At 61.6% G+C, this 24,130-nt stretch carries 19 protein-coding genes and 1 riboswitch; of the genes, 8 read left to right on the top strand and 11 right to left on the bottom strand.

The genetic code is table 11. The annotated features are described in order from the left end of the window. Positions 1–29 precede the first annotated feature (29 nt). The 5 genes from LC094_RS00185 to LC094_RS00165 form a co-directional block, all read right to left on the bottom strand. A complete protein-coding gene (locus tag LC094_RS00185) occupies positions 30–1,355 on the bottom strand; it encodes an FMN-binding glutamate synthase family protein (RefSeq protein WP_226548901.1) in 1,326 nt (441 codons plus the stop codon). A 10-nt stretch (positions 1,356–1,365) separates the two neighbouring features. Further along, complete coding sequence (locus LC094_RS00180) at positions 1,366–2,067, bottom strand: GltB/FmdC/FwdC-like GXGXG domain-containing protein (protein WP_226548898.1); 702 nt, start codon at positions 2,065–2,067, stop codon at positions 1,366–1,368. Between the two features lie 4 nt (positions 2,068–2,071). Continuing rightward, positions 2,072–2,962: a class II glutamine amidotransferase gene (locus tag LC094_RS00175; protein ID WP_226548895.1), complete on the bottom strand. Its 891-nt coding sequence runs from the start codon at positions 2,960–2,962 to the stop codon at positions 2,072–2,074. 237 nt (positions 2,963–3,199) lie between these two features. Further along, on the bottom strand, positions 3,200–3,841 hold the full coding sequence (locus LC094_RS00170) for a helix-turn-helix domain-containing protein (protein WP_226550327.1): 642 nt from the start codon (positions 3,839–3,841) through the stop codon (positions 3,200–3,202). A 51-nt stretch (positions 3,842–3,892) separates the two neighbouring features. After that, the gene (locus LC094_RS00165; RefSeq protein ID WP_226548892.1) at positions 3,893–5,179 is read right to left on the bottom strand and encodes an ABC transporter substrate-binding protein; all 1,287 of its coding nucleotides are present in this window, start codon (positions 5,177–5,179) and stop codon (positions 3,893–3,895) included. A gap of 181 nt (positions 5,180–5,360) precedes the next feature. Between LC094_RS00165 and LC094_RS00160 the strand changes: the two genes are divergently transcribed. Beyond that, a complete protein-coding gene (locus LC094_RS00160) occupies positions 5,361–6,704 on the top strand; it encodes an NAD(P)-binding domain-containing protein (protein WP_226548889.1) in 1,344 nt (447 codons plus the stop codon). A 98-nt stretch (positions 6,705–6,802) separates the two neighbouring features. Continuing rightward, positions 6,803–9,172, top strand: a complete 2,370-nt coding sequence (locus LC094_RS00155) for a DUF1989 domain-containing protein (protein WP_226550326.1) — start codon at positions 6,803–6,805, stop codon at positions 9,170–9,172. A 59-nt stretch (positions 9,173–9,231) separates the two neighbouring features. Here LC094_RS00155 and LC094_RS00150 read toward each other — a convergent pair whose 3' ends face one another. The 6 genes from LC094_RS00150 to LC094_RS00125 all read right to left on the bottom strand — a co-directional run bounded on the left by LC094_RS00150 (position 9,232) and on the right by LC094_RS00125 (position 16,082). Continuing rightward, the gene (locus tag LC094_RS00150; protein ID WP_226548886.1) at positions 9,232–9,435 is read right to left on the bottom strand and encodes a formate dehydrogenase subunit delta; all 204 of its coding nucleotides are present in this window, start codon (positions 9,433–9,435) and stop codon (positions 9,232–9,234) included. Continuing rightward, positions 9,432–10,163, bottom strand: a complete 732-nt coding sequence (fdhD, locus tag LC094_RS00145; RefSeq protein WP_226548883.1) for a formate dehydrogenase accessory sulfurtransferase FdhD — start codon at positions 10,161–10,163, stop codon at positions 9,432–9,434. The genes LC094_RS00150 and fdhD overlap by 4 nt, the downstream gene beginning before the upstream one ends. Further along, positions 10,160–13,084 carry a formate dehydrogenase subunit alpha gene (fdhF, locus tag LC094_RS00140; protein ID WP_226548880.1) on the bottom strand — a complete coding sequence of 975 codons (2,925 nt, stop codon included), beginning with the start codon at positions 13,082–13,084 and terminating at the stop codon, positions 10,160–10,162. The genes fdhD and fdhF overlap by 4 nt, the downstream gene beginning before the upstream one ends. Then, complete coding sequence (locus LC094_RS00135; RefSeq protein WP_226548877.1) at positions 13,081–14,607, bottom strand: formate dehydrogenase beta subunit; 1,527 nt, start codon at positions 14,605–14,607, stop codon at positions 13,081–13,083. The genes fdhF and LC094_RS00135 overlap by 4 nt, the downstream gene beginning before the upstream one ends. Further along, positions 14,604–15,092 carry a formate dehydrogenase subunit gamma gene (locus LC094_RS00130; RefSeq protein ID WP_226548874.1) on the bottom strand — a complete coding sequence of 163 codons (489 nt, stop codon included), beginning with the start codon at positions 15,090–15,092 and terminating at the stop codon, positions 14,604–14,606. The genes LC094_RS00135 and LC094_RS00130 overlap by 4 nt, the downstream gene beginning before the upstream one ends. Before the next feature lie 102 nt (positions 15,093–15,194). Further along, the gene (locus LC094_RS00125) at positions 15,195–16,082 is read right to left on the bottom strand and encodes a LysR family transcriptional regulator (protein ID WP_226548872.1); all 888 of its coding nucleotides are present in this window, start codon (positions 16,080–16,082) and stop codon (positions 15,195–15,197) included. 126 nt (positions 16,083–16,208) lie between these two features. Here LC094_RS00125 and LC094_RS00120 point away from each other — a divergent pair, with 126 nt between their 5' ends. From LC094_RS00120 to LC094_RS00095, 6 genes are all read left to right on the top strand, one after another. Next, entirely contained in the window at positions 16,209–18,566 is a 2,358-nt protein-coding gene (locus LC094_RS00120; RefSeq protein WP_226548868.1) for a Tex family protein, read from the top strand. Between the two features lie 74 nt (positions 18,567–18,640). Further along, a riboswitch (cobalamin riboswitch) is annotated at positions 18,641–18,846 on the top strand. Between the two features lie 127 nt (positions 18,847–18,973). After that, positions 18,974–20,806, top strand: coding sequence for a TonB-dependent receptor plug domain-containing protein (locus LC094_RS00115; RefSeq protein ID WP_226548864.1), 1,833 nt, complete (start codon positions 18,974–18,976; stop codon positions 20,804–20,806). A 24-nt stretch (positions 20,807–20,830) separates the two neighbouring features. Continuing rightward, complete coding sequence (locus LC094_RS00110; protein WP_226548861.1) at positions 20,831–21,649, top strand: ABC transporter substrate-binding protein; 819 nt, start codon at positions 20,831–20,833, stop codon at positions 21,647–21,649. Next, positions 21,646–22,629: a FecCD family ABC transporter permease gene (locus tag LC094_RS00105; RefSeq protein ID WP_226548858.1), complete on the top strand. Its 984-nt coding sequence runs from the start codon at positions 21,646–21,648 to the stop codon at positions 22,627–22,629. The genes LC094_RS00110 and LC094_RS00105 overlap by 4 nt, the downstream gene beginning before the upstream one ends. After that, complete coding sequence (locus tag LC094_RS00100; protein ID WP_226548855.1) at positions 22,626–23,360, top strand: ABC transporter ATP-binding protein; 735 nt, start codon at positions 22,626–22,628, stop codon at positions 23,358–23,360. Before LC094_RS00105 ends, LC094_RS00100 begins: the two co-directional genes overlap by 4 nt. A gap of 5 nt (positions 23,361–23,365) precedes the next feature. Continuing rightward, positions 23,366–24,040: an adenosylcobinamide amidohydrolase gene (locus LC094_RS00095; protein WP_226548852.1), complete on the top strand. Its 675-nt coding sequence runs from the start codon at positions 23,366–23,368 to the stop codon at positions 24,038–24,040. The last annotated feature ends 90 nt before the right edge of the window (positions 24,041–24,130 follow it).

The following is a 24,130-nucleotide window of genomic DNA, read 5'->3' as shown; positions in this document are numbered from 1 at the left end:
GAGGCCCCTCAAATATGTGCGTTTAGAGCTCAGAAGCCGGGCTTGCCCGGGTACCAGTTGGTCCCAGCCAGCGGCACTTGCGCCATGGCAGCGGCTTCCATGGTCAGCGCACAGAGGTCTTCCGGCTCAAGGTTGTGGACGTGGTTGTGACCACAGGCGCGTGCGAGCGTCTGGCATTCCAGCGTCAGCACGTTGAGGTAGTTGCGCAGGCGGCGACCTGCAGCGACCGGATCGAGGCGTTTCATCAGCTCCACGTCCTGCGTGGTGATGCCCGCCGGGTCGCGGCCCTCGTGCCAGTCGTCATAGGCGCCCGTCGTGGTGCCGAGTTTGTTGTATTCGGATTCCCATTTCGGGTCGTTGTCGCCCAGAGCCACCAGAGCGGCGGTGCCGATGGCAACGGCATCCGCGCCCAGAGCCAAAGCTTTCGCCACATCCGCACCGGTGCGGATGCCGCCGGAGACGACGAGCTGCACTTCGCGGTGCAAGCCGAGGTCTTGGAGCGCCTGAACAGCCGGACGAATACAGGCCAGCGTGGGCTGACCGACATGCTCGATGAACACGTCTTGGGTCGCGGCGGTGCCGCCCTGCATGCCGTCGAGAACGATCACATCGGCACCCGCTTTACAGGCCAGAGCAACGTCATAATAGGGACGCGCGCCGCCGACTTTGATGTAGATCGGCTTTTCCCAATTGGTGATTTCGCGGATTTCGAGGATTTTGATTTCCAAGTCATCCGGCCCGGTCCAGTCGGGATGACGACAGGCGGAGCGCTGGTCGATGCCAACCGGCAAATCGCGCATACCGGCAACGCGTTCGGTGATCTTCTGACCCAAAAGCATCCCGCCGCCCCCCGGTTTCGCGCCTTGGCCCACCACGATCTCGATGGCATCCGCCCGACGCAGGTCGTCCGGGTTCATGCCATAACGTGACGGCAGATATTGGTAGACGAGTTTCTCGGAATGACCGCGCTCTTCCTCGGTCATGCCGCCGTCGCCGGTGGTGGTCGAAGTGCCCGCCATGGTCGCACCACGGCCCAGAGCCTCTTTCGCGTGACCGGACAGAGCGCCGAAGGACATGCCCGCGATGGTCACCGGGATTTTCAGCTCGATCGGCTTTTTCGCGAACCGCGTGCCGAGGGTGACGGAAGTGTCGCATTTCTCACGGTAGCCTTCGAGCGGATACCGCGACATCGAGGCGCCGAGGAACAGCAGGTCGTCGAAATGCGGCACACGGCGTTTCGCGCCACCGCCACGAATGTCGTAAATGCCGGTGTCGGCCGCACGACGGATTTCCGAGTTGATCGAGTTGGAGAAGGTCCAGCTCTGACGCGGTTCGGTTTGAGGTGTCTTGTCCATGTCGCGCTCCTCAGTATTCGTCGGCGTGATCGATGTTGAAATTGTAGAGCTTGCGGGCAGAGCCGTAGCGCTTGAACTCTTCGGGTTTGGCGTCGGCGCCGGCTTTCTCAAGGAGTTCCTTGAGGATCGCGATGTGCTCCGGACGCATTTCTTTCTCGATGCAGTCGGCGCCGAGAGATTTCACATTGCCGCGCACAAAGAGGCGGGCCTCGTAGAGAGAGTCACCCAAAGCGTCGCCTGCATCGCCCAGAACAACCAGATTGCCCTTTTGCGCCATGAAGGCGGACATGTGGCCGATGTTGCCATGCACGACGATGTCGATGCCTTTCATCGAAATGCCGCAGCGCGAGGAGGCATTGCCTTTGATGTTCAAAAGCCCGCCGTGACCGGTGGCGCCCGCATATTGCGAGGCGTCGCCTTCGATGGTCACGACACCGGACATCATATTTTCGGCCACACCCGGACCGGCGGAGCCTTCGACGGTGACGGTGGCTTCCTTGTTCATGCCCGCACAGTAGTAGCCGGTGGACCCCTTGATCGTCACGGAGAGCGGACCGTCGAGGCCACAGGCCATGGCGTGCGAGCCGCGCGGGTTGATGATTTCATAGGCGGCGTTGGCTTGTGCCTTGGCGGCGGCCTGAAGGGTGGTGTTGACCTCGCGCAACTCGGTCGCGGTCATGTCGAGCACCGTTTTATCAAGCGTCATAGTCATTGGATCAGCGCTCCCAGAAGTAAACAGTTGCAGGTTCCGGCTCCCAGACGCGGGCGGCCTCGATGCCCGGCAGGTCTGCGAAGGCGCGATATTCAGAGGCGAAGGCGACGTAGTCTTCGGTCTCGGCCATCACGGCGGGTTTACAGGCGATCGGATCGCGCACGACGCCAAAGCCGTTCTTGGTGCCGGTCACGAAGGTGAAGAAGCCGTCGAGATCCTCAATTGTGCCTTCGAGCGCTTCGCCCAAAGTGGCGCCATCCGCGATGCGGGACGAGATGTAAGCCGCGCCCACTTCGGTGTCGTTCTCAGAACGGGTGAACACGCCTTTCTTGGCGAGTTTGCGGCGCATCTGGTTGTGGTTCGACAGCGAGCCGTTGTGCACGAGGCACTGGTCGTCGGCGGTGGAGAATGGGTGCGCGCCCATCGTCGTCACGGCGGATTCAGTCGCCATGCGGGTGTGGCCGATGCCGTGGGAGCCGCCCATATCGCGCAGGCCGAAACGCGCCGCGACGTCTTTCGGCAGGCCGGTTTCCTTGTAGATTTCCATGGAAGCACCAGACCCCATGATGCGCAGGCCCTTGTCTTCGAGCGCCGCGATGGCGGGTTTCACGGCGCTTTCCGGCAGGGTCAGAACCGCGTGGGTGTCGACCACTTTGATCGTCACCGGTGCATCGATGGCGGCACAGACGGCGGCGTCGAGATCGGCGAAGGCCTCGGCGGGCGTGTCCGATTGAACGGTGATTTTCACCATGCCGTCCGTCTCATCGCCATAGATCGCAATCCCGGCGCTGTCCGGGCCGCGGTCGGTCATGGTGATGAGCATATCGGTCAGCAAATCGCCCAGTTGGGGGCGCAATTCATCCTTTTTCAGGAAGAGGCCAACAATGCCACACATAGGTTCCTCCATAGTGAGTGAGGTTATCGGCGTCTTGCGCCGTCACCAACATCACTAGCGGGAAACCTATTTTCTCTTCAAGAAAGTTTTTCACCTCACTGGAAAAAATACTTATCCACAGGAAATATGCTTTCTTTTTACTCAACAAGCTTGCAGAGCCGAGGAAATCGCCCACGAATTGGGCGAAATGTGAAAATTTCACCCAAAACGACGCAGAATCGCCAATGATCCGCAGGCTCAGCGCGCCTGCGGGTAGGTGATGATCGACAGGTAGCGGGCGGGCAGCTCATTGATGACTTCCGGGCCATGCGGCGCATCCGAGTCGAACAAAAGCGTGTCGCCCGGCTCCAGCGGATAAATCTTGTCGCCATGACGATACTCGACGCGGCCCTCCAACATGTACAAAAGCTCGATGCCTTCGTGCTGAAACGCCGGGAACCTGTCGGAGGCATCGGTCAGTTCAATCAAATAGGGTTCGACCACCACGCCCGAATTGTTCGACCCGATATGGCCCAAGAGACTGTATTGATGCCCGGCGCGGGTGCCTTCGCGTTCGATCTCGACCCCCTCGCCCGCTTTCACATGCATACAGCCGCGCTCTTCCTCATAGCCGGAGAACAGCTGCACCAAGGGCACTTTCAACGCATGCGCCAGTGCGGAGATCGTGTTGAGCGAAGGCGAGATTACGCCATTCTCGATCTTGGAGAGCATCCCCACGGACAGCCCGGTCTGCGCCGCCAGATCGGCGCCCGTCAGGCGCTGACGTTTGCGCAGCTCGCGCACCTGACGCCCGATGGCGACTTCGAGGTTCTTTTCCCGCAGCTCTTTCACAGCATGAGGGTTTTGACGCAGGGCGGTTTCTTCCGGCTTCAAAGTCATCTCTCCTGTCACGTTCTTTCTCTCTTATATATAAGACCCGCGTTTTGGCGGTCAGTCCTGCGCCAGTGCGCGTGTCAAATCGGGTTTGTCGCGTTGGTGCCAAAGCTGACCGAGCGCACCCAGCTCTTCCATCAACCGGTCCCCATGGGCCTCAAGCCAGCCCAGCACCGAGCCGAATTCCTGAATCTCCGCCTTGCCGTCCCGGATCGCCACCACCGGCCAATCGCCCACCAGCGCATTGTCGATGCCGTAAACATCCGTGCCCCACCAGGTCGCCAGCCCAAAAGCATGCGGCATCCGGCGGCCCCGTTTCAGCGCGGCCAGAACCGAAGCCGTATTGAGGCTGTCCGCCGTCTCCACCGCATCGTGCCAAAGGTCCAGAATGGAGGCATATTCCCAACTTACCGCGGACCAGTGATCCGGGAAACGTTCGGTATAGGCGTCGAAAAACGCCTTGGGCCGGTGAAAGAAAAACGCCGTGTCGGCCAGCGCGGCATCGTCGAAATCCGGGAATTGGAAGGTGAAGCACTCCATGAAGTCGGGCGAAGTGCGGGTGATCAGGCGCTGATAATTGTCGCAGGTACAGGCGAGGATCTCGCCGGTGAACCCGGCCTCATAGGCCGCCACTGTCAGCTCCTCGATCATCGGCGGCGCAGACGAGCACCAGCAGAGCACATCGGGATCGGAGGACAGCATCTCCGCGACGATGGCGCGCGCGTTCCCCGCCTCGGCTTCATAATGCACTTCGCGCACCACCTCGCGGCCTGCGACATCGAAGGCGGCGCGGTAGGTGGCGAGAGACGGCAGCCCCATGAGATCGCGTTGCGAACAGAGCGCCACTCGCGTCGCCTCCGGCCGGGTGCGGGCCAGCCAGTCGACGCCGGTGACGTTGAAAAACGGGTGCACTTCGGCGGGCGCGATGAGAAAGGGGTGATCGGGGGAGAGGTCCGACGGCAAGAGCGTCGCGGTCAGGATGCGACGTTGCATCAGGTACGGCAGCGCCAGCGCCATGTCGCCGCCGCCAAGCGTCAGGACCAGCCGCACGCGCTGGGTCTCGACCATCTGCCGCGCGGCCTCAAGCGTCACTTCTGGCCCGTCGCCGCTGTCATAGACGCTCAACTCGACCAAGTGCCGCCGCCCGCCCAGCATCATACCGCCATGCGCGTTGATCCAATCGACCCAAAGCTGACAGCCCTCGACACCGGGTCGGCCCCAGAATTCTTCGGCGCCCGACATCGGCACCAGCGCGCCAATCCGAATGGGCGCGCGATCCTGCACGCTGAGGCGCGGCAAGGTGCCTGCGACGGCCAGTCTCTGCGCCAGAGAAGCGCTGCTCATTTTTTCACCTCGCGCTCAAAAATAGGTCAATGGACCGAGAGATTTCCCGATTCACATATTCCTCTAAGGAAAATTCATTGACCAGTAGAAAATTTTTGGACCAAACCAGAGTAAATCCAAAAGAACCAATCTTGATTATTGGTCCATACCAACACACGCTCAACCAACGGGAGTTTTCAATATGACCAAACGAGTCGCCGTCATCGGCGCGGGCCCCTCCGGCCTCGCTCAACTGCGTGCCTTCCAATCCGCCGCCCAAAAGGGCGCCGAGATCCCGGAAGTCGTCTGTTTTGAGAAGCAATCGAACTGGGGCGGGCTGTGGAACTACACTTGGCGCACCGGCGTCGATGAGAATGGCGAACCTGTGCACGGGTCTATGTACCGCTACCTCTGGTCCAATGGTCCGAAAGAGGGTCTGGAATTTGCCGACTATTCCTTTGAGGAACATTTCGGCAAGCAAATCGCCTCCTACCCGCCGCGCGCCGTGCTGTTCGACTACATCGAAGGCCGCGTGATCAAAGCCGACGTCCGCAAGTGGATTCGCTTCTCTTCCGTGATCCGTTGGGTCGAATATGACGCAGAAAAAGGCGATTTCGAAGTCACCGTGCACGACATGGTCGAGGACCGCGTTTACAAAGAGCGTTTCGACAATGTGATCATCGCCTCCGGCCACTTCTCCTCCCCGAACGTGCCGGAATACGAGGGTTTCGCCCAGTTCAACGGCCGCATCGTCCACGCCCATGACTTCCGCGACGCCCGCGAATTCGAAGGCAAGGACGTGCTTTTGATGGGGTCCTCCTACTCCGCCGAAGACATCGGCTCGCAATGCTGGAAATACGGCGCGAACTCGGTGACCACCTGCTACCGCTCCGCGCCGATGGGCTTTAAATGGCCGGACAATTGGGAAGAAAAACCGGCGCTGCAAAAGGTCGAGGGCAAGACCGCTTATTTCGCCGATGGCACCACCAAGGACATCGACGCGATCATCCTGTGCACCGGTTACAAACACTATTTCCCCTTCCTGCCCGACGATCTGCGCCTCAAGACCAAGAACCGTCTGGCGACCGCCGATCTCTACAAAGGCGTGGTCTACACCCACAATCCGAAGCTCTTCTACCTCGGCATGCAGGACCAGTGGTTCACCTTCAACATGTTCGACGCGCAGGCGTGGTATGTGCGTGACATCATCCTTGGCCGCATCGAGGTTCCGACCGATAAAGCCGTTTTGGAGGCCGACGTTGTGGAACGTGTGGAGCGCGAAGACGCCTCTGACGATGTGAAATACGCGATCAAATATCAGGCCGATTACGTCAAGGAACTGGTGGCCGACACCGACTACCCGTCCTTCGACATCGACGGCGCTTGCGAGGCCTTCTTCGAGTGGAAGAAACACAAGGCGAAAGACATCATGGACTTCCGCAACAACTCCTACCGTTCGGTCATCACCGGCACCATGGCGCCCGTCCACCACACGCCGTGGAAAGACGCGCTGGACGACAGCATGGAAGCCTACTTGCAAAACTGATCAGGCGCCCCGGTGACGGGGCCCCTTCCCTCTCCCCTGATCCGGGGGACCGCGTCCCCGCACCCCCGGATTTTTTTATACCGATGGAGATCCCGTTGATCCTCGATCCTTCCGGCCTTCCCTTTCGATCCGGCCCGCCAACGGCCTCTCTCCCGCGTCGTGCTGGCGCTTACCGGCTGGCCTCCAACGAGGAACGCCACACCGTCCAAGGCGGTGGGGCGTCTTTGCTTGAGGTAAAGCCCGGTGATCGGATCAGCGTCACCAACACCGAAGGCGGCCAGCGCTGTGAATTGCTCGCGGCGCACACGGACGGTCGCGTCGATCCGGGTGTTCTCGGCTGGTCCGCTGACGCATCCGGCGACGATCTGCGCGCCACGGTGAATAGCGCTCTACCCGGCATGGCGCGTCTCCGTTTGGGCCTTGCGAAACGTCAGATCGAACTGACTGGCGCCAAGACCATCGGCCTCTTTTCCACCACCAGCCCCGCCGGCGAAGGCGTCAGCTTCACCGCGCATGGACCGGGCTGGCTGTTGATCACCGCCCCGGCCCCGGAACCCGATTTCGAGGCGCAAAACACCGCCACGCCTTTGACCGTGACACTCACGCGCGCGGAGGCCCGCCATGAGGGCTCATTCGCCCTCCCCGACCCGCTCGCCGACACGCTGCAAGACATCCGCATCGCCTCCGCCACGGCCAAGGCCTATACGGTCAAAAAGGGCGAATTCATCCAGATCATGGATGTCGATGGTCGTCAGTGCACCGACTTCCAGTGTTTTGATGCGCGCAAGGTCGACAAGGGCATTTTCCACCCGCTCGACGTCACCACCACCCGCACGATCCAAGGCCACGCCTACCCGATGCCCGGCCTGCATTCGAAGTATTTCGACCACGATCTGACGCCCTTGGTCGAAGTCGTCCAAGACACCTGCGGCCGTCACGACGCCTTTGGACTGGCGTGCAACGCAAAATATTACGACGACATCGGCTACCCCGGTCACGCGAATTGTTCCGACAATTTCAACGCAGTTCTGGACCCGTACGGCATCCCCGCCCGCCCCGGCTGGATGGCGGCGAATTTCTTTTTCAACACGGGCGTCGACGAGCATGGCGTGATGTTGGCCGACGAGCCTTGGTCGCGTCCCGGCGACTACGTCTTGTTGCGCGCACTCACCGATCTCGTGTGCGTCTCGTCGTCCTGCCCCGATGACACCTCCGCCGCCAATGGCTGGCACCTCACCGACATCCATGTGCGCACCTACGGCGCCGAGGAACGTTTCTCCCGCGCCACCGCCTGGCGCCCGACCCCTGACGAGGATCCGATCATGACGCGTGAAAGCGGTTTCTACGATTCCTTTGCCACGATGACCCGCGACTTTGCCGACTACAACGGGTTCTGGCTGCCGAACTCCTTCCCCGAATGCGACCCGGTGGAGAGCTACTGGGCCTGCCGCGAGGGCGTCGTGGTCATGGACCTCTCCGCGCTTCGTAAATTCGAGGTCACCGGCCCCGATGCCGAGGCTCTGATGAACTGGGTTCTGACCCGCAATGTCGAGAAACTCGCCGTGGGTCAGGTGGTCTATTCCGCCATGTGCTACCCGCACGGCGGCATGATTGACGACGGCACCTTGTTCCGTCTGGGCGAGCATAATTTCCGCTGGATCGGCGGCTCTGATGAGGGCGGCGTCTGGATGCGCGAAGAGGCGAAGCGCCTTGGCCTCAACGTCATGATCCGCTCTTCGACCGATCAGATGCACAACCTCGCCGTTCAAGGTCCGAAATCGCGTGATTTGATCAATGAGCTGTTTTGGACCGCCCCGCATCATCCTGATTTGATGGAGATGGGTTGGTTCCGCTTTACCCCCGCGCGTCTCGGCGATCACGACGGCATCCCTGTGGTGATCTCGCGGACGGGTTACACCGGCGAGTTAGGCTATGAGATTTTCTGTCATCCGAAACATGGCGCGGAGATTTTCAAAGCGGTCTGGGAGGCCGGTCAAAAGGTCGGCATGAAGCCCATGGGCCTCGCCGCTCTGGACCTCGTGCGAATTGAGGCTGGACTGGTGTTCGCAGGCTACGATTTCTCCGATCAGACGGATCCTTTCGAGGCTGGTGTCGGCTTTACCGTGCCGCTGAAATCCAAGACCTCTGACTTTGTCGGGCGCGATGCTCTGCTGCGTCGCAAGGAAACGCCCTCGCGCAAATTCGTAGGTCTTGAGATCGACGGCCAAAACGCCGTGGCGCATGGCGATTGTATCCGCATCGGGCGCGCACAGGTGGGCGAGATTTGCTCCGCCATGCGCAGCCCCCGTACTGGCCAGTGGATTGCACTTGCCCGCATTGATGTGGCCCATGCCGATGAGGGCACAGAGGTCGAGGTCGGCCAGCTTGACGGCCACCTCAAACGCTACTCTGCCCGCGTCGCGCCCTTCCCGCATTACGATCCGAAAAAGGAACGTCCTCGTTCCTAAAGCCCAAAATAATAAAACCCCGCCACATCGGCGGGGTTTTTAAATTCTATTTTGACATTTCAGAGCGCCTGACCGGCCTCAATCACCAGAGCGTGCAAGCCTTCGCCACCCTGACCCAGATAGGTCTTGAGCTGATTGAGCATCCGCGGCTCCCAGAAATCCTTGAGATGCGCTGCCACTCCGGCGGCCTGATCCCCGCCCGGCTGCGTGGCAAAAAAGCTCGCGATCTGATTGGCCATCAGCACCATTTTCGCATCGGTCATGCGCAGTGTTCCTTCTCGTCCGTATAGGCCACCACCGCCTCGCGGCGCAGCACCATCAAAGTCAGTCCTGTGTCTTTTGCCAGCTCCACCGCCGCGCGTGTTGGCGAGGACAAAGCGAAGAGCCCGGAAATCCCGGCGCGCACGCATTTTTGCACCAGATCGACGGAGAGCCGCGAGGTGATGATCACCGCGCCCCCGCTCACATCCGTTCCGGCCAGCGCGCCAATGAGTTTGTCGAGCGCGTTGTGCCGCCCCACGTCTTCGCGAAGGGCAATAAGCCCCTCAGTTGTGAAGAACCCGGCGGCATGCATTGCGCCGACCTGATCACGGCGCTTTTGGCCTGCGTTCAGCGCATCCAAAGCGGCACGAGCATGGGCTTCCAACCCCGCCATCATCGGCGTCACCGTCCCCGGAAAAGCCGTCGCTTCATCCAGGCTTTCGATGCCACACAAGCCGCAGCCCATTGGCCCCACTGACGCCCGTCGCCGCGCATCCATCGCCGCCGAGCGGTCGTCAGGAATGCGCCCGCGCACCTCGTAGCCGTGCGCGTGTTTGATCGCCGAAATCTCGGTGACGTCCGAGGCCTCGGAGACGATGCCCTCGGAGACGGCAAAGCCGGTCAAAAACTCAGGCAAATCAAAGGGCGACGCCATCATGACAGCCGCCGTCGAGCCGTTATACACGAGCGCGACGGGGGCTTCTTCAGGGAGGGCGTCGACCGTGGTCATTCAGCCGCCTCGATCCGGCGCGATTGCTCGGCCTGCGCGTTGTAGCGTTCCTGCCATTCCGACGGGCCGTTCGACGGCGACACCTGCACCGCCGTCACCTTGTATTCCGGGCAATTCGTCGCCCAGTCGGAGTAATCCGTGGTGATGACATTGGCCTGCGTGTCCGGGTGGTGGAAGGTGGTGTAGACCACGCCGGGGCTGACCCGATCAGTGATCTTGACCCGCAGAGACGTCTCGCCGGAACGCGACGCCAGACGCACCCAGTCACCATCCCGCAGACCGCGATTTTCGGCGTCATGCGGGTGGATTTCCAACACGTCCTGATCGTGCCAGACGGAGTTCTCCGTCCGCCGCGTCTGGGCACCCACGTTATACTGGCTCAGAATACGCCCCGTGGTCAGCAAAAGCGGGAAACGCGGCCCGGATTTCTCGTCCGTGGCGATATATTCGGTGACGATGAACCGCCCCTTACCGCGCACGAAACCGTCGACATGCATGAGCGGCGTGCCGTCCGGGTGCTCCTCGTTACAGGGCCATTGCACGGAGCCTTTTTCTTCGAGCACCGTGTAATCGACGCCCGCGAAGGATGGCGTGGTCGCGGCGATCTCCGCCATAATTTCCGCCGGATGCGCGTAGGACCAGGGCTTGCCACCGGTCTCTTTCAGGACGGCATTGGCGAGCATTTGGGTGACTTCCCAATCCTCATAGCCGTTCTTCGGCGCCATCACTTTGCGCACGCGGTTGATGCGGCGCTCGGCGTTGGTGAATGTGCCTTCTTTCTCGAGGAAAGATGATCCGGGCAAGAAAACATGGGCGTAATTTGCAGTCTCGTTCAGGAACAGATCATGCACGATGACGCATTCCATAGCGGCAAGACCGGCGGCCACATGTTTGGTGTCCGGGTCGGATTGCAGGATGTCTTCGCCTTGGCAATAGAGCCCTTTGAAGGTGCCATCGACAGCGGCGTCCAACATGTTCGGAATGCGCAGACCGGGTTCTGCGTCCAGTTCGACGCCCCAGGTGTCTTCGAAAATCTTCCGCACTTCCGGCAGTTTCACATGGCGATAGCCCGGCAGTTCGTGCGGGAAAGAGCCCATGTCGCAGGAGCCCTGCACGTTGTTCTGACCGCGCAGCGGGTTCACCCCCACGCCTTGACGGCCAATGTTGCCAGTCATCATCGCGAGGTTGGCGATGGCCATGACCGTGGTCGAACCTTGCGAATGTTCGGTCACACCGAGGCCATAGTAAATCGCCCCGTTGCCGCCCTGCGCATAGGCGCGCGCGGCTTCGCGGAGGGCCAGTGCAGGCACGCCGGTGAGGGCTTCGGTGGCTTCGGGCGCATGGCGTTCGTCGGAGATGAACGCCTTGTAATCTTCCCAGGCATCCACATCACAGCGCTCCGCGATGAAGGTCTCATCATAAAGCCCTTCGGTCACGATCACATGCCCCAGCGCAGAGACCACGGCGACGTTGGTGCCGGGTTTCAGCGGCAGGTGATGCGCCTCGTTCAGGTGCGGGGTTTCCAAGAGATCGATGCGACGCGGATCGACCACGATCAGCTTGGCCCCTTCACGCAGACGTTTGCGCAGACGCGAGGCAAAAACCGGGTGCCCGTCCGTCGGGTTCGCCCCGATCACCACCACGACATCGGATTTTTCAACCGAGTCGAAGTCCTGCGTGCCCGCCGAGGTGCCGAAGGTCTGGCCCAAACCATAGCCCGTAGGCGAATGACACACACGCGCGCAGGTGTCGGTGTTGTTGTTGCCGAACACGGCGCGGGTGAGTTTCTGAACGAGGTAGGTTTCCTCATTGGTGCAGCGCGACGAGGTGATCACACCGATGCTTTTCTGACCGTATTTCTGTTGCAGGCCGACGAGTTTCTTCGCCGCGAAAGACAGCGCCTCATTCCAAGACACTTCGCGCCACGGCTGATCAACGCTGTCGCGGACCATCGGGCTCAAAATACGATCCTTATGCGTGGCATATCCGTAGGCAAATCTGCCTTTAACACAGGAATGACCCCGGTTCGCCTTGCCGTGTTTATAGGGCACCATGCGCACCAATTGATCGCCCTGCATCTCCGCCTTGAAGCTACAGCCGACACCGCAATAGGCGCAGGTGGTCACAACGGAACGGTCCGGCGTGCCCATTTCGATCACGGATTTTTCTTGCAGCGTCGCGGTCGGGCAAGCCTGAACACAGGCGCCACAAGACACACAATCGGAGGCGAGGAAGTTCTCCGCGCCCACGGCCACGCGGCTGTCAAAACCACGGCCTTCGATGGTCAGAGCAAAGGTCCCCTGGACCTCTTCGCAGGCCCGCACACACCGGTTGCAGACGATGCATTTCGACGGGTCGTAGGAGAAATAGGGGTTGCTGTCGTCTTTCGGAAGCCATTCGGGATTGGCCTCGCCCGATGTATTGCGCGTCTCGAAATGGTTCGCGAGCGGCGCGTTTTTCGGCGCCTTGTAGCGCACATCGCGCAGTCCGACGGCCCCCGCCATGTCCTGCAACTCACAGTCGCCATTGGCTGAACAGGTCAGGCAGTCGAGCGGGTGATCGGAGATGTAAAGCTCCATCACGCCCTTACGGATGCGGCGCAATTTGTCGGTCTGGGTGTGGACCTTCATCCCGGCGTGCACCGGCGTCGTACAAGACGCGGGCGTGCCACGACGGCCCTCGATCTCGACGGCGCAAAGACGGCAGGAGCCAAAGGCCTCAAGACTGTCGGTGGCGCAGAGTTTCGGCACCTGGATGCCCAGCTCGCTTGCCGCGCGCATCACGGAGGTTCCCTCCGGCACGGTGATCTCCATGCCGTCAATGGTCAGCGTCACCGGCTTGCCAGTTTTGGCGGGGGTGCCACGGTCGATGTCGTCCTGAATGCCGGTCCCGTTTTCCCAGGGAATAATGAAATCTTTCATTCTGCGGCCTCCTTCTGAGCGGTGTTGGGCGCGAATTCTTCGGGGAAATGGCGCAGTGCGGAGAGCACCGGAAAGGGCGTAAAGCCGCCCAGCGCGCAGAGCGAGCCGTCGGTCATGACTTCGCAGAGGTCTTCGAGCAGAGGGATCGCGCTGGCGTCGCCCTCTTTGATGCGGTCGAGCGTCTCAACGCCCCGCACCGCGCCGATGCGGCAGGGCGTGCATTTGCCACAGCTTTCCACTGCGCAGAATTCCATCGCAAACCGCGCCATGGCAAGCATGTCCGCCGTGTCGTCAAACACCACGATGCCAGCATGTCCAATCAGCGCCTTTTGCCCATCGAACTCTTCGTAGCCAAAGGGCGTATCGAATTGATCCGTATGGAGATAGGCGCCCAGAGGCCCGCCGACTTGCACAGCCTTGACCGGACGCCCGGAGGCGGTGCCGCCCGCGATCTCATTGACCAAAGTGCCAAGCGGCATGCCGAATGCGGTCTCGAACAGCCCGCCGAATTTCACATTGCCTGCGATCTGGATCGGCATGGTGCCTTTCGAACGCCCGAGGCCGAAATTGGCGTAATGCTCCGCGCCCTTGGCGAAAATCACCGGCACGGTGGCCAGAGAGATCACGTTGTTCACCACGGTCGGGCGGCCCAGGAACCCCTCAAGCGCCGGAAGCGGCGGCTTGGCACGGACCACGCCGCGTTTGCCTTCGAGCGAGTTCAAGAGCGAAGTTTCTTCACCACAGACATAAGCCCCCGCACCGACGCGGACCTCCATGTCAAACGCGCGACCACAGCCCAGCACATTGGTGCCCAGCACGCCCGCAGCCCGCGCAATTTCAATCGCCTGCCGCATCACAGAAACCGCATCCGGGTACTCAGAGCGGGTGTAGACGTAGCCTTTGGTCGCGCCACATCCCAAACCCGCGATGGCCATGCCTTCGATCAGGGTGAAGGGGTCGCCCTCCATGATCATCCGGTCGGCAAAGGTGCCGCTGTCGCCCTCGTCGGCGTTGCAGACAATGTATTTCTGCGGCGCTTTCGCAAGCCGCACCGTGTCCCATTTGATGCCAGTCGGGAAACCCGCACCGCCACGGCCACGCAAGCCAGAGGTTTTCACCTCGTCGATGATCGCGTCCTGGCTCATGCCAATCGCGCGTTTGAGGCCTTCGAGCCCGCCGTGGGCCTCGTAATCCGCCAGAGACAGCGGGTCGATCACACCACAGCGCTCAAAGGTCAGGCGGGTCTGGCGGGCAAAGAAAGGAATGTCCTCGACCTTCCCCAGAGTGTCGATCTGCCCCTCCAAAAGCGCCGCGACATCGTCCTCGGCAATCGGACCATAGGCCAGACGTTCACCGTCCTTTTCGATCTCGACGAGCGGTTCCAGCCAGATCATGCCACGGGTGCCGTTGCGCACAATCTCCGCTTTGAGGCCGCGTGCGGCGATCTCCTGCGTCAGTTTTGCGGCCACCTCATCGGCGCCGAGCGCCTTGGCGGCGCTGTCCATCGGGACGTAAATCTTCATGCCGAGCCCCCCGTTTTCTTGGCTGCTAGCGCTTTTTCAACGCGGGCTTCGTCGGCGCGCGCGATCAGTTTCTCGTCCAGCATCGCGGCGGGCGCACAGGCGCAGAGGCCCAAACAATAGACCGGCTCCACCGTCAGCTTGCCGTCCGGCGTGGTGCCGTGCCAATCGAGGCCGAGTTTCTCCAAAAGCCGCTCTGCCAGAGCCGTGCCGCCCATCGACTGACAGGCTTCTGCGCGGCAGATTTTCAGCACATGTTTGCCAGCGGGCTTTTCGCGGAAATCATGATAGAAGGAAATCACGCCCTTGAGTTCAGCCCGCGTGATCGTCAGCGCCTTGCAAAGGGGCGCATGGGCCGCCTCGGGAATCACTCCAAAGCTCTCTTGCAACGCATGCAACATGGGCAAAAGCGGGCCTTCGAGATGGGCGTGGGAGGAGATGATCTCCGCAATCGTCCCGTCATCATACGGGGAGCTGGCTGGCGTCATGGCTGACCTCTTCGGATACGACCGTATACATTTCTCCCATGAGAGCATGAGGTGTATCGCGAAATCAATATCGCTAAACCGTTAAACGATAGCCAAAACCTATTATAAAAGTTCAGACACACGCCCTGCTTCCGCCAGCAAAGCGGCGAGAACCGGCGTATTGGGATCGCGGTGCGGCGCAATCAGGCCAACACGATGCCCCACTTCACCGCCGGTGAGCGGAATGAGGTCCAGCGGCTTGCCCTGTGTCAGGAACCGCGCGATGCCCTCGGGCAGGACGGTGACCCAGCCGCCGCTCTGCACATGCGCAATCAGCACCACGGTGGAATTCGATTCGACGCCGACCTGCGGCACCACGCCTGAGGCGCCCAAGTTCCGGTCAATGATCCGCCGGTTCTGCATCTCCGGCGACAAGAGACACATCGGCACCCCGTCGAGATCGCTCCAATCCACCGATTTTCGCCCCGCAAAGACGCCGCCCCCGGCGCTCACCACCATGTAGCGCTCCCCATAGAGTGGCACGGCGCTGACCCGCCCCAGCGGTTCGTTGTCGAGATAGGTGAGGCCCGCGTCCGTCTCGAGATCGTCGAGCATGGTGAGGATTTGCGACGAGGGCCGCGAGAGGATCGTCAGTTTCACATTGGGATGCGCCGCCGTGAACACAGTTGAAATCCGCGCAGCCCAGGTGAGCGCCGTCGGGATCGCGGCAAGGCGCAGCTGGCCGGACAACCCGTGCCGGGTCGCCCGCATTTCATCGCGGAGCTGACGGCTGTCGGCGACGATCTTGCGCGCCCAGACGAGGGCACGTTGTCCCTCCGGCGTCAATCCGCCGAAGCGAGAACCGCGAAAGATGAGCTGCACCCCCAACTGGTCCTCAAGCTGCTTGATCCCCGCCGAGAGACTGGGCTGGGTGATGCCAAGTGCCCGCGCGGCGCGGCCAAAATGGCCCTCCTTGGCGACAGCGATGAACATTTCGAGCTTGTTGAGCATGGCGAAAACCTGATCGAGGCGATGCGTTACGATAGATATATCATATCGACTGTGGAGAGGTCATCTCCCCTCTTGGCGCGACCTTTCAGGACCGCTAAGACTGGCCTCCCGACAGGAGGACCAGATTTGAGCACGCCCACCGATCCGCAAACATCTGAGCGCATTTCGCGCACCATCGCCACCGACATCGCCGCCTCCACGGCGCAGGTCACCGCCGCCATCGGGCTTTTGGACGAGGGCGCGACCGTGCCCTTCATCGCGCGCTACCGCAAAGAGGTGACGGGCGGTTTGGACGACACGCAGTTGCGTTTGCTCAACGACCGTCTGTCCTATTTGCGCGAACTGGAAGCGCGGCGGGTAACGATCCTCAAATCCATCGAGGATCAGGGCAAGCTGACCGACGACCTGAAACGCGCCATCGCAGGCGCGGAGAGCAAATCGACGCTCGAAGACATCTACCTGCCCTATAAGCCCAAACGCCGCACGAAGGCGATGATCGCGCGCGAAAACGGGCTGGAGCCTTTGTTGGAGGCGATCAAATCTGACCGTTCCGCCGATCCCGAAACGCTTGCAGAAGGGTTCATCTCTGAGGCCGTGCCGACCGTGAAAGACGCCCTCAATGGCGCGCGTGACATCGCCACCGAAGAGCTGTCGGAAAGTGCGGACCTTCTGGGCAAACTGCGCGATTTCATGCGGCGCGAGGCGCTTGTCACCGCGAAAGTCATCGCGGGCAAGGAACAAGAGGGCGCGAAGTTTTCGGACTATTTCGACCATTCCGAAAAATGGGCCGACATCGCGTCACACCGGGCGCTGGCGATCCTGCGTGCCGCCAAAGAAGAGATCGTCACCATGGAGATCGCGCCAGAGCCTGAGGCCGGTGCAGATCGCGCCATCGCCATGGTCGCCTCTTATCTGGGCACCTCGACCGAGCAACCCGGCGATCTGTGGCTGCGCACCGTTGCGCGTTGGGCTTGGCGGGTGAAATTCGCGATCTCGCTGCACATCGATCTGTTGGGCGAGCTGCGCCAGCGCGCCCATGAAGATGCAATCACTGTGTTTTCTAGAAACCTCAAAGACTTGCTTCTGGCCGCCCCTGCGGGCGCAAAAGCCACCCTCGGCCTCGACCCGGGCATCCGAACGGGCGTCAAAGCCGCCGTGGTCGATGCCACGGGCAAGCTTTTGGAAACCGCAACGCTCTACCCCTTCCAGCCGAAAATGGATGTGCGCGGGGCGGAGGCGAAGATCATCGAGTTGGTGACCCGCCACGGCGTTGGCCTCATCGCCATCGGCAACGGCACAGCCAGCCGGGAGACCGAAAAACTGGTAGGCGAGACGCTAAAACTGCTGCCGCCGGGCGTCAAAGCCCCGACCAAGGTCGTGGTCTCCGAGGCGGGCGCCTCGGTCTATTCCGCCTCGGAATTGGCGGCGCAGGAATTCCCCGATCTCGACGTCTCCTTGCGTGGCGCGGTGTCGATTGCGCGGCGCCTGCAGGACCCGCTCGCCGAGCTGGTCAAGATCACGCCCGAAAGCATCGGCGTCGGTCAATATCAGCATGACGTCGACCAGCGCCGCCTGTCGCAAGCACTCGAAGCCGTGGTCGAGGATGCGGTGAACGCCGTGGGGGTGGATTTGAACATGGCCTCCGCGCCTTTGCTCGCACAGGTCGCGGGTCTTGGCCCGTCTCTGGCGCAAAGCATCGTCACCCACCGCGACATTCATGGCGCATTCCCGTCGCGCAAGGCGCTTTTGAAAGTGTCCGGTCTTGGTCCGAAAGCCTTTGAACAATGCGCGGGGTTCTTGCGTATTCGCGAAGGTGACGAGCCGCTCGACGCCTCCTCCGTGCACCCCGAAGCCTATGATGTGGCGCGCGAAATCGTCAAAGCCTGTGGCCGTGACATGCGCGAGATCATGGGCAATCCGACGGCGCTCAAGGGCCTGCGGGCGGAGCAATTCGTCACCGGAGACTTCGGCCTGCCGACCGTGCGCGACATTTTCACGGAGTTGGAAAAACCGGGCCGCGATCCGCGACCCGAGTTCAAAACCGCGACCTTCACCGACGGGGTCGAGGACATCAAGGATCTGAAACCCGGCATGCGGCTTGAGGGCACTGTGACCAACGTCGCGGCCTTCGGGGCATTCGTGGACATCGGCGTGCATCAGGACGGTTTGGTGCACGTCAGCCAATTGGCCGACCGTTTTGTCAAAGACCCGCATGAAGTGGTGAAGGCAGGCGACATCGTGTCGGTGCGCGTCACCGAAGTGGACATTCCGCGCAAACGCATCGGCTTGTCGATGCGCAAGGATGGCGGTGCGCAGGACAGGGGTCAACAGGACCGCAGCGCGCAACAGCCCCGCGGCAATACCGGCGGCAAAGGCGGATACGGTGGCAAACCCCGTGGCGGCAACGCGCCCAAGCCCCGCACCTCCGAGAGCCAAGGCGCCTTTGGTGCTGCGCTTTTGGATGCGATGAAAAAGAAAACCTGACGCGAGTGCGGCCTTCCGCAACATGATAGGACCAAAGCATTGGCCGGAGAATCTTGACTTCTCCGGCCATTTCGCTTTTCTGCACCCGTTCAAGTTCCGGCCCAGCCGGATGAAAAGGGAACACGGGATGATCCGGCAGAGCTGCCTATGATCAAAGCCGTGGCTGCCCCCGCAACTGTGAACGGTGAGCGACGCCAAAACACCACTGGGAACACCCTGGGAAGGTTGGCGACCGCTGCGATCCGTGAGCCAGGAGACCTGCTTGGATGATCACCCTTTCCCGGACGCGGGGTGCGTCACGGAAGCGGCTGTCCGCAGCGGTGACGCCCTCACTGTCTGCGGAGCTCTCCTCCACAGGCCCCAACGGATCACGGGAAGCCGCGCGCTTCTTTTCAGGAGGATACTCCATGCACGCCCTTACCAGCCTGCGCTTTTCACTGCTGGCAACAGCCGCATTGACCCTGCCACTCGCCGCCCTCGCCCAAGACGCGGACGAGATTTACACACTGGACGAAATCGTCGTCTCCGGTAGCCTGACGCCCGTCGCCAAAAGCGACACAGGCGCGACGGTGGAGACGGTGGACGCCGATGAGAGCGGCAACGCCACGCAATCGGTCTCAGATGTACTCTCGACCCTGCCCGGCGTCTCGATGAGCCGTAACGGTGGCGTCGGAGCCAGCACCACATTGCGCATTCGCGGTCTCTCGTCCGATTACATCGGCGTGCGGATCAACGGCATTGATGTGACAGACGCGTCTGGTTCACAGGTGCGCTATGATTTTGGCGGTCTCTTGTCCTATGGCGCCTCCTCAATCGAAGTTCTCAAAGGCTCGCAATCTGCGCTCTATGGCTCCGAAGCCATCGCCGGTCTGATCAGCATCGACACACTCTCAGGTGAGCCCGGACTGAGCACGACCGTTGAGGCGGGCAGCTACGGCACCTACTCCGCAGGCGTTTCCAACAAGATCGAAAATGACACTGGCTCTCTCGCCTTCACGCTGTCGCATTTCAAAACCGACGGGTTCTCTTCGCAGGCCAGCAACTCCGAAGATGACGGGTTCGAAGAAACCACCCTGACCTTCGGCCTGGAGCAAGACGTCAGTGACAGTATCACACTTGGCCTGACCGGTCTCTATCGCGACTCCGATCTGGATTACGATGCCTTTGACGATGTCTACGCCACAGCAAGCCATGAAGAAAAAGGGCTACGCGGCTATGTTCGCATCGCGGGAGACGTGGTGACCCATGAGATCAGCGCCTCGATGTTCAACGCAGACCGGACCTATATCGCAGATACCAATGTATGGGGGGTCGGCTTTTTCCCGAAAGACGAAACGGATTACACCAGCCGACGTAAAGAGTTCAACTATCTCGGCTCGACCGATCTTTCGGCGCTCACGACCCTGACTTTCGGTGCCGACTACGTCGAAGAAAAATACTCCAGCGCCTCGGGAGCTTACGGTTCGTCCGGAGGCAAAAGCCACACGGCATCTCTCAAAGGCGAACTGCTGATCGAACCCACAGCCGGTTTAAATTTCTCCGCTGCTCTGCGCTATGACGATCATTCCGATTTCGGCGAACATATTTCTGGTCGTCTCGCCGCCGCTTGGGAGTTTGCCCCGGAATGGACTGCCCGCGCAGTCCTGGGTACGGGCTTTCGCGCGCCGTCGCTCTACGAGCTTTTCGGGCCCTACGGCAACTCCGGCCTAAAGGAAGAAACCAGCCAAAGCGCCGAATTTGGCCTTGAGCGTCGCTTTGGCGATCTCGGCTTCGTCAAAGGCACGCTGTTCTATACCGAGATTGATGATCGCATCGACTGGGGCGGCTCCGGCTACGATCAGGTCGAAGGCACAACGGTCTCAAAAGGTGTCGAGCTTTCCGGCCAATACACTCTGTCCGATGCCATCTCGCTGTTCGGGAACTACACCTATACGTCCGCCAAAACGGAAGACGTGCGTGCCGTCCGTGTGCCGCGCCACGATCTTGTCGTCGGCGTCGATGCCATCCTCTCTGACCGCATCAACGGCCAGCTCATGGTTCAACACGTTGCCGATGTCCTAGACGGTTCGGAAAAACTCGATGACTACACGCTGTTCAATGCCAGCCTGTCCTATGACCTGACTGACAAGGTCCAGCTCTACCTGCGCGCAGACAACCTCACCGACGAGGATTACGAGACCGCGGGTGGCTACAACACCCCCGGTCGCTCCGCCTATCTCGGTCTCAAAGCGTCCTTCTGAGTGCGCTTTCCTGAGATCATAACATTGACCACCGCCCTCTTTTCGGGGGCGGCGGTTTTGGCGGAAACGCCACCTGACACGACACCGCAACATGTCGTTTCGATCAACCTCTGCACCGATCAACTCGCCATGATGATCGCAAGCCCCGGTCAGCTTTTGTCCATCACCGCCATGGCCCAAGACCCGCGCGCTTCCGTCATGTCCGACGCGGCGAAAGCCTATCCGACCAACAACGGGCTGGCCGAAGAGATTTATCTTTTGAAACCCGATCTCGTCCTCGCAGGCCAATTCACCGCCCGGGCGACCGTGTCGATGATGCGCCGTCTTGGCGTCGAGGTCGTCGAATTCTCCCCCGCGCGCTCTTTGGACGATGTCGCCGCCAATATGGTGAAAATGGGCGAGGCTTTGGGGCGCGAAGATGTGGCGCAGAGCATGGCCGAAGACTTCACCCGTCGCCTCAACGAGATTGAAACTCCGACAGATGCCCGCCCCACCGCCGCAACCTATGCCGCCAACGGCTATAGCACCGGCGCACAAAGCCTTTCGGGCGAGATCATCGAGACCGCCGGTTTCACCACACTCGCCTCCGAGTTAGGCCTGCCGATGGGCGGCTTTGTGCCGCTCGAAGCCTTGATCATGGCCGACCCCGATCTGGTAATCTCCGGCGCCGACTATCCCGGTACCGCGCGCGCCGAAGAGGTGCTGTCCCATCCCGCATTGACCCATCTGACGGGCGGGCATATGCCGATGCAGGACAAGGACTGGATTTGCGGCCTGCCCTCTGTGTTGGGCGCGATCGAGCGGCTGCGCGACGAGCGGGACACGCTGGAGATGCCTCAATGACCTACCCCCGGCTTTTGGTCCTGTTGACCCTCGCCCTCGTCGCGCTTTTCATCGCTTCACTCCTCGTGGGCGTCGCCGATATGCCCATCTCCGACAGTCTCAGTGCCCTCTTTGGCGGCGGCGAAGGCCCCCTGCCGATGGTGATGCGCGAGATCCGCCTGCCGCGTGCGCTTTTGGGCGTGATGGTGGGCGTCAGTCTCGGCCTCTCGGGCGCCGCGCTGCAAGGCTACCTGCGCAATCCTTTGGCCGAACCCAGCGTCATCGGCATTTCCGCCTCCGCCGCCTTGGGCGCCGTCATCGCACTTCAAAGCGGCTTTGCCGCGCTCTTCGCCCTCGCCCTGCCCCTCGCCGCGCTCGTCGGCGCCGCGATCTGCGTCCTGCTCATTCTCCTGCTCGCGGGCTCCGGCGGCACGCTGTCCTTGATCCTCGCGGGCATCGCGGTCTCGGCCCTGTCCTCGGCGCTCACCGCGCTGGTGCTCAACCTCTCGCCCAATCCCTTTGCCGCCAATGAGATCATTTTCTGGATGATGGGCTCTCTGGCGGACCGATCTTTCCTCCATGTCTGGATGGCCCTGCCGATCATGGCTGTGGGCTGGGGCCTTTTGGCCCTCACAGGACGCGGCATCGACCGGCTGACGCTGGGCGAAGAGGCCGCCGCTTCCATGGGCGTGAACCTCAAGCACCTGCGTCTGCTCCTTGTCGGCGGTGTCGCGGCCTCCGTCGGCGCGGCCACCGCCGTCGCGGGCGCCGTGGGCTTTGTCGGGCTTGTCGTGCCGCATATTTTGCGCCCGCTCGTTGGCGCGCGCCCGGCGCGGCTTTTGCTCGCCTCCGCCTTGGGCGGCGCGATTTTGGTCCTGACCGCAGATGTGGCCGTGCGGCTCATCCTGCCCGGTCGCGACCTCAAACTCGGCGTCTTGATGGCACTGGTCGGCGCGCCGGTGTTTTTCCATCTGATCTGGCGGATGCGGGGGCGGTCATGAGCCTTTTGACGACACAAAATCTCACCGTCCGGCGCGGCGCCCGCGTGACCCTCGATCACGCTTCGTTGTCCGTAGAGCCCGGCGAAATGATCGGCCTCATTGGCCCCAATGGCGCGGGCAAATCCACGCTTTTACGTGCGGCGCTTGGGTTGATCCCGGCGGAAGGCGACAGCACGCTGGCCCAAATGTCCCCAACAGCGCGCGCCAAAGCCGCCGCCTGGTTGCCGCAAGCCCGCGAGATCGCCTGGCCGGTCAGCGTTGCACATCTGGTGTCTCTGGCGCAAAACGAGCGCGAAGACGCCCCCGAAGTGTTGGCAGCCCTGAAACGCATGGACCTTTTGGACTTCGCCGACCGCAAGGCCACGGGGCTGTCGGGCGGCGAACAGGCCCGCGTGTTGATCGCGCGTGCACTGGCGCAGGACACGCCCTTGTTGCTGGCCGATGAACCCACCGCAGGGCTTGATCCCGCGCATCAGATCGGCTGCATGGAGACCTTTGCCGCCCTCGCGGGTGAGGGCCGCAGTGTGGTGGTCTCGCTGCATGATCTGGGTCTCGCCGCGCGGCATTGCACCCGCATCGTTGTGCTCTCCGAAGGTCGGATCGTCGCCGACGGGCCGCCGCGCGAGGTGCTGACCGAGGCGCTCTTGGCCGAAGTCTTTGCCATCCGCTGCCACATTGCGGAAACGCCCGAGGGCATGGTTTTGCACCCGCTGTCGCAGGTCAAGAGATGAGCGCGATGCTGACCCCGACCCTCACCCGTCCTTGGCTCATGGCCGACCTCGGCGCGCCGATGCGGGTGTTGAGTTTTGCCCCCTATCGACCGGGGTTCGTCACCGCGCAACACATCGTCTGGCGCGAGTTGAGAAATGCCGACCTGCCACCTGAAGTTTGCGTCTCCGATTGGATTTCCTCTGAGATGGCAAAGGTTGGTCACGCGGAGGCGGTCGGCATGCTCACCTCGCGCAACGTGACGAAATTTCAACGCGCTGAAGCCGAGATTGACGGCACGCGTGTGGCCGCGATGGCCACCGTGGGCTTGGGCAATGCCGAGCGCATCGGCTCGCGCACACCCCGCGATTGGGGCGTCGAGCAATTCGGCACAATCAACATCGCCGTGCAGCTTTCCGAAGCGGTCACCGAGACGGCGCAGATCGAAGCGCTGAGCATCGCAGCCCAAGCCCGCACGGCCGCCGTAATGGAGGCGGGTCTCAGCTTTCCCCATGGTCCCGTGACTGGCACCGGCACCGATTGCCTTGCTCTGGCCGCCCCCGATGGGGCTCAGGAATATGCGGGGCTTCACACGGCCTTGGGAGAGGCGATTGGCGCGGCGGTTTACACAGCCGTGGCTAAAGGCGCCGCCGTCTGGGTTGGCGAAAATCCCGAGATGATGCGCAAGGTCTTTGGCGGGTAAAGCGGCGATCCCGCGCCTATGTCACGCCAACTTCTGTCCGATCTCAGGCCGATCTAGGGCCAATTTCGAGCCTATATTTCAGGCATTCGC

The organism is Celeribacter naphthalenivorans (assembly GCF_020524585.1).
Lineage (GTDB): Bacteria > Pseudomonadota > Alphaproteobacteria > Rhodobacterales > Rhodobacteraceae > Celeribacter > Celeribacter naphthalenivorans.
The sequence above is the reverse complement of the archived record's forward strand: the minus strand, read 5'-3'. Positions and strand labels throughout refer to the sequence as shown.

What these genes read in the sequence shown, in the direction of transcription:
- LC094_RS00105 (WP_226548858.1), top strand. Translation starts at nt 21,646, where the DNA reads ATGACCTACCCCCGGCTTTTGGTCCTGTTGACCCTCGCCCTCGTCGCG.
- fdhF (WP_226548880.1), bottom strand. Translation starts at nt 13,084, where the DNA reads ATGAAAGATTTCATTATTCCCTGGGAAAACGGGACCGGCATTCAGGAC.
- LC094_RS00185 (WP_226548901.1), bottom strand. Translation starts at nt 1,355, where the DNA reads ATGGACAAGACACCTCAAACCGAACCGCGTCAGAGCTGGACCTTCTCC.
- LC094_RS00150 (WP_226548886.1), bottom strand. Translation starts at nt 9,435, where the DNA reads ATGACCGATGCGAAAATGGTGCTGATGGCCAATCAGATCGCGAGCTTT.
- LC094_RS00165 (WP_226548892.1), bottom strand. Translation starts at nt 5,179, where the DNA reads ATGAGCAGCGCTTCTCTGGCGCAGAGACTGGCCGTCGCAGGCACCTTG.
- LC094_RS00175 (WP_226548895.1), bottom strand. Translation starts at nt 2,962, where the DNA reads ATGTGTGGCATTGTTGGCCTCTTCCTGAAAAAGGATGAATTGCGCCCC.
- LC094_RS00130 (WP_226548874.1), bottom strand. Translation starts at nt 15,092, where the DNA reads ATGACGCCAGCCAGCTCCCCGTATGATGACGGGACGATTGCGGAGATC.
- LC094_RS00095 (WP_226548852.1), top strand. Translation starts at nt 23,366, where the DNA reads ATGCTGACCCCGACCCTCACCCGTCCTTGGCTCATGGCCGACCTCGGC.
- LC094_RS00170 (WP_226550327.1), bottom strand. Translation starts at nt 3,841, where the DNA reads ATGACTTTGAAGCCGGAAGAAACCGCCCTGCGTCAAAACCCTCATGCT.
- LC094_RS00160 (WP_226548889.1), top strand. Translation starts at nt 5,361, where the DNA reads ATGACCAAACGAGTCGCCGTCATCGGCGCGGGCCCCTCCGGCCTCGCT.
- LC094_RS00100 (WP_226548855.1), top strand. Translation starts at nt 22,626, where the DNA reads ATGAGCCTTTTGACGACACAAAATCTCACCGTCCGGCGCGGCGCCCGC.
- LC094_RS00135 (WP_226548877.1), bottom strand. Translation starts at nt 14,607, where the DNA reads ATGAAGATTTACGTCCCGATGGACAGCGCCGCCAAGGCGCTCGGCGCC.
- LC094_RS00180 (WP_226548898.1), bottom strand. Translation starts at nt 2,067, where the DNA reads ATGACTATGACGCTTGATAAAACGGTGCTCGACATGACCGCGACCGAG.
- LC094_RS00125 (WP_226548872.1), bottom strand. Translation starts at nt 16,082, where the DNA reads ATGCTCAACAAGCTCGAAATGTTCATCGCTGTCGCCAAGGAGGGCCAT.
- LC094_RS00115 (WP_226548864.1), top strand. Translation starts at nt 18,974, where the DNA reads ATGCACGCCCTTACCAGCCTGCGCTTTTCACTGCTGGCAACAGCCGCA.
- fdhD (WP_226548883.1), bottom strand. Translation starts at nt 10,163, where the DNA reads ATGACCACGGTCGACGCCCTCCCTGAAGAAGCCCCCGTCGCGCTCGTG.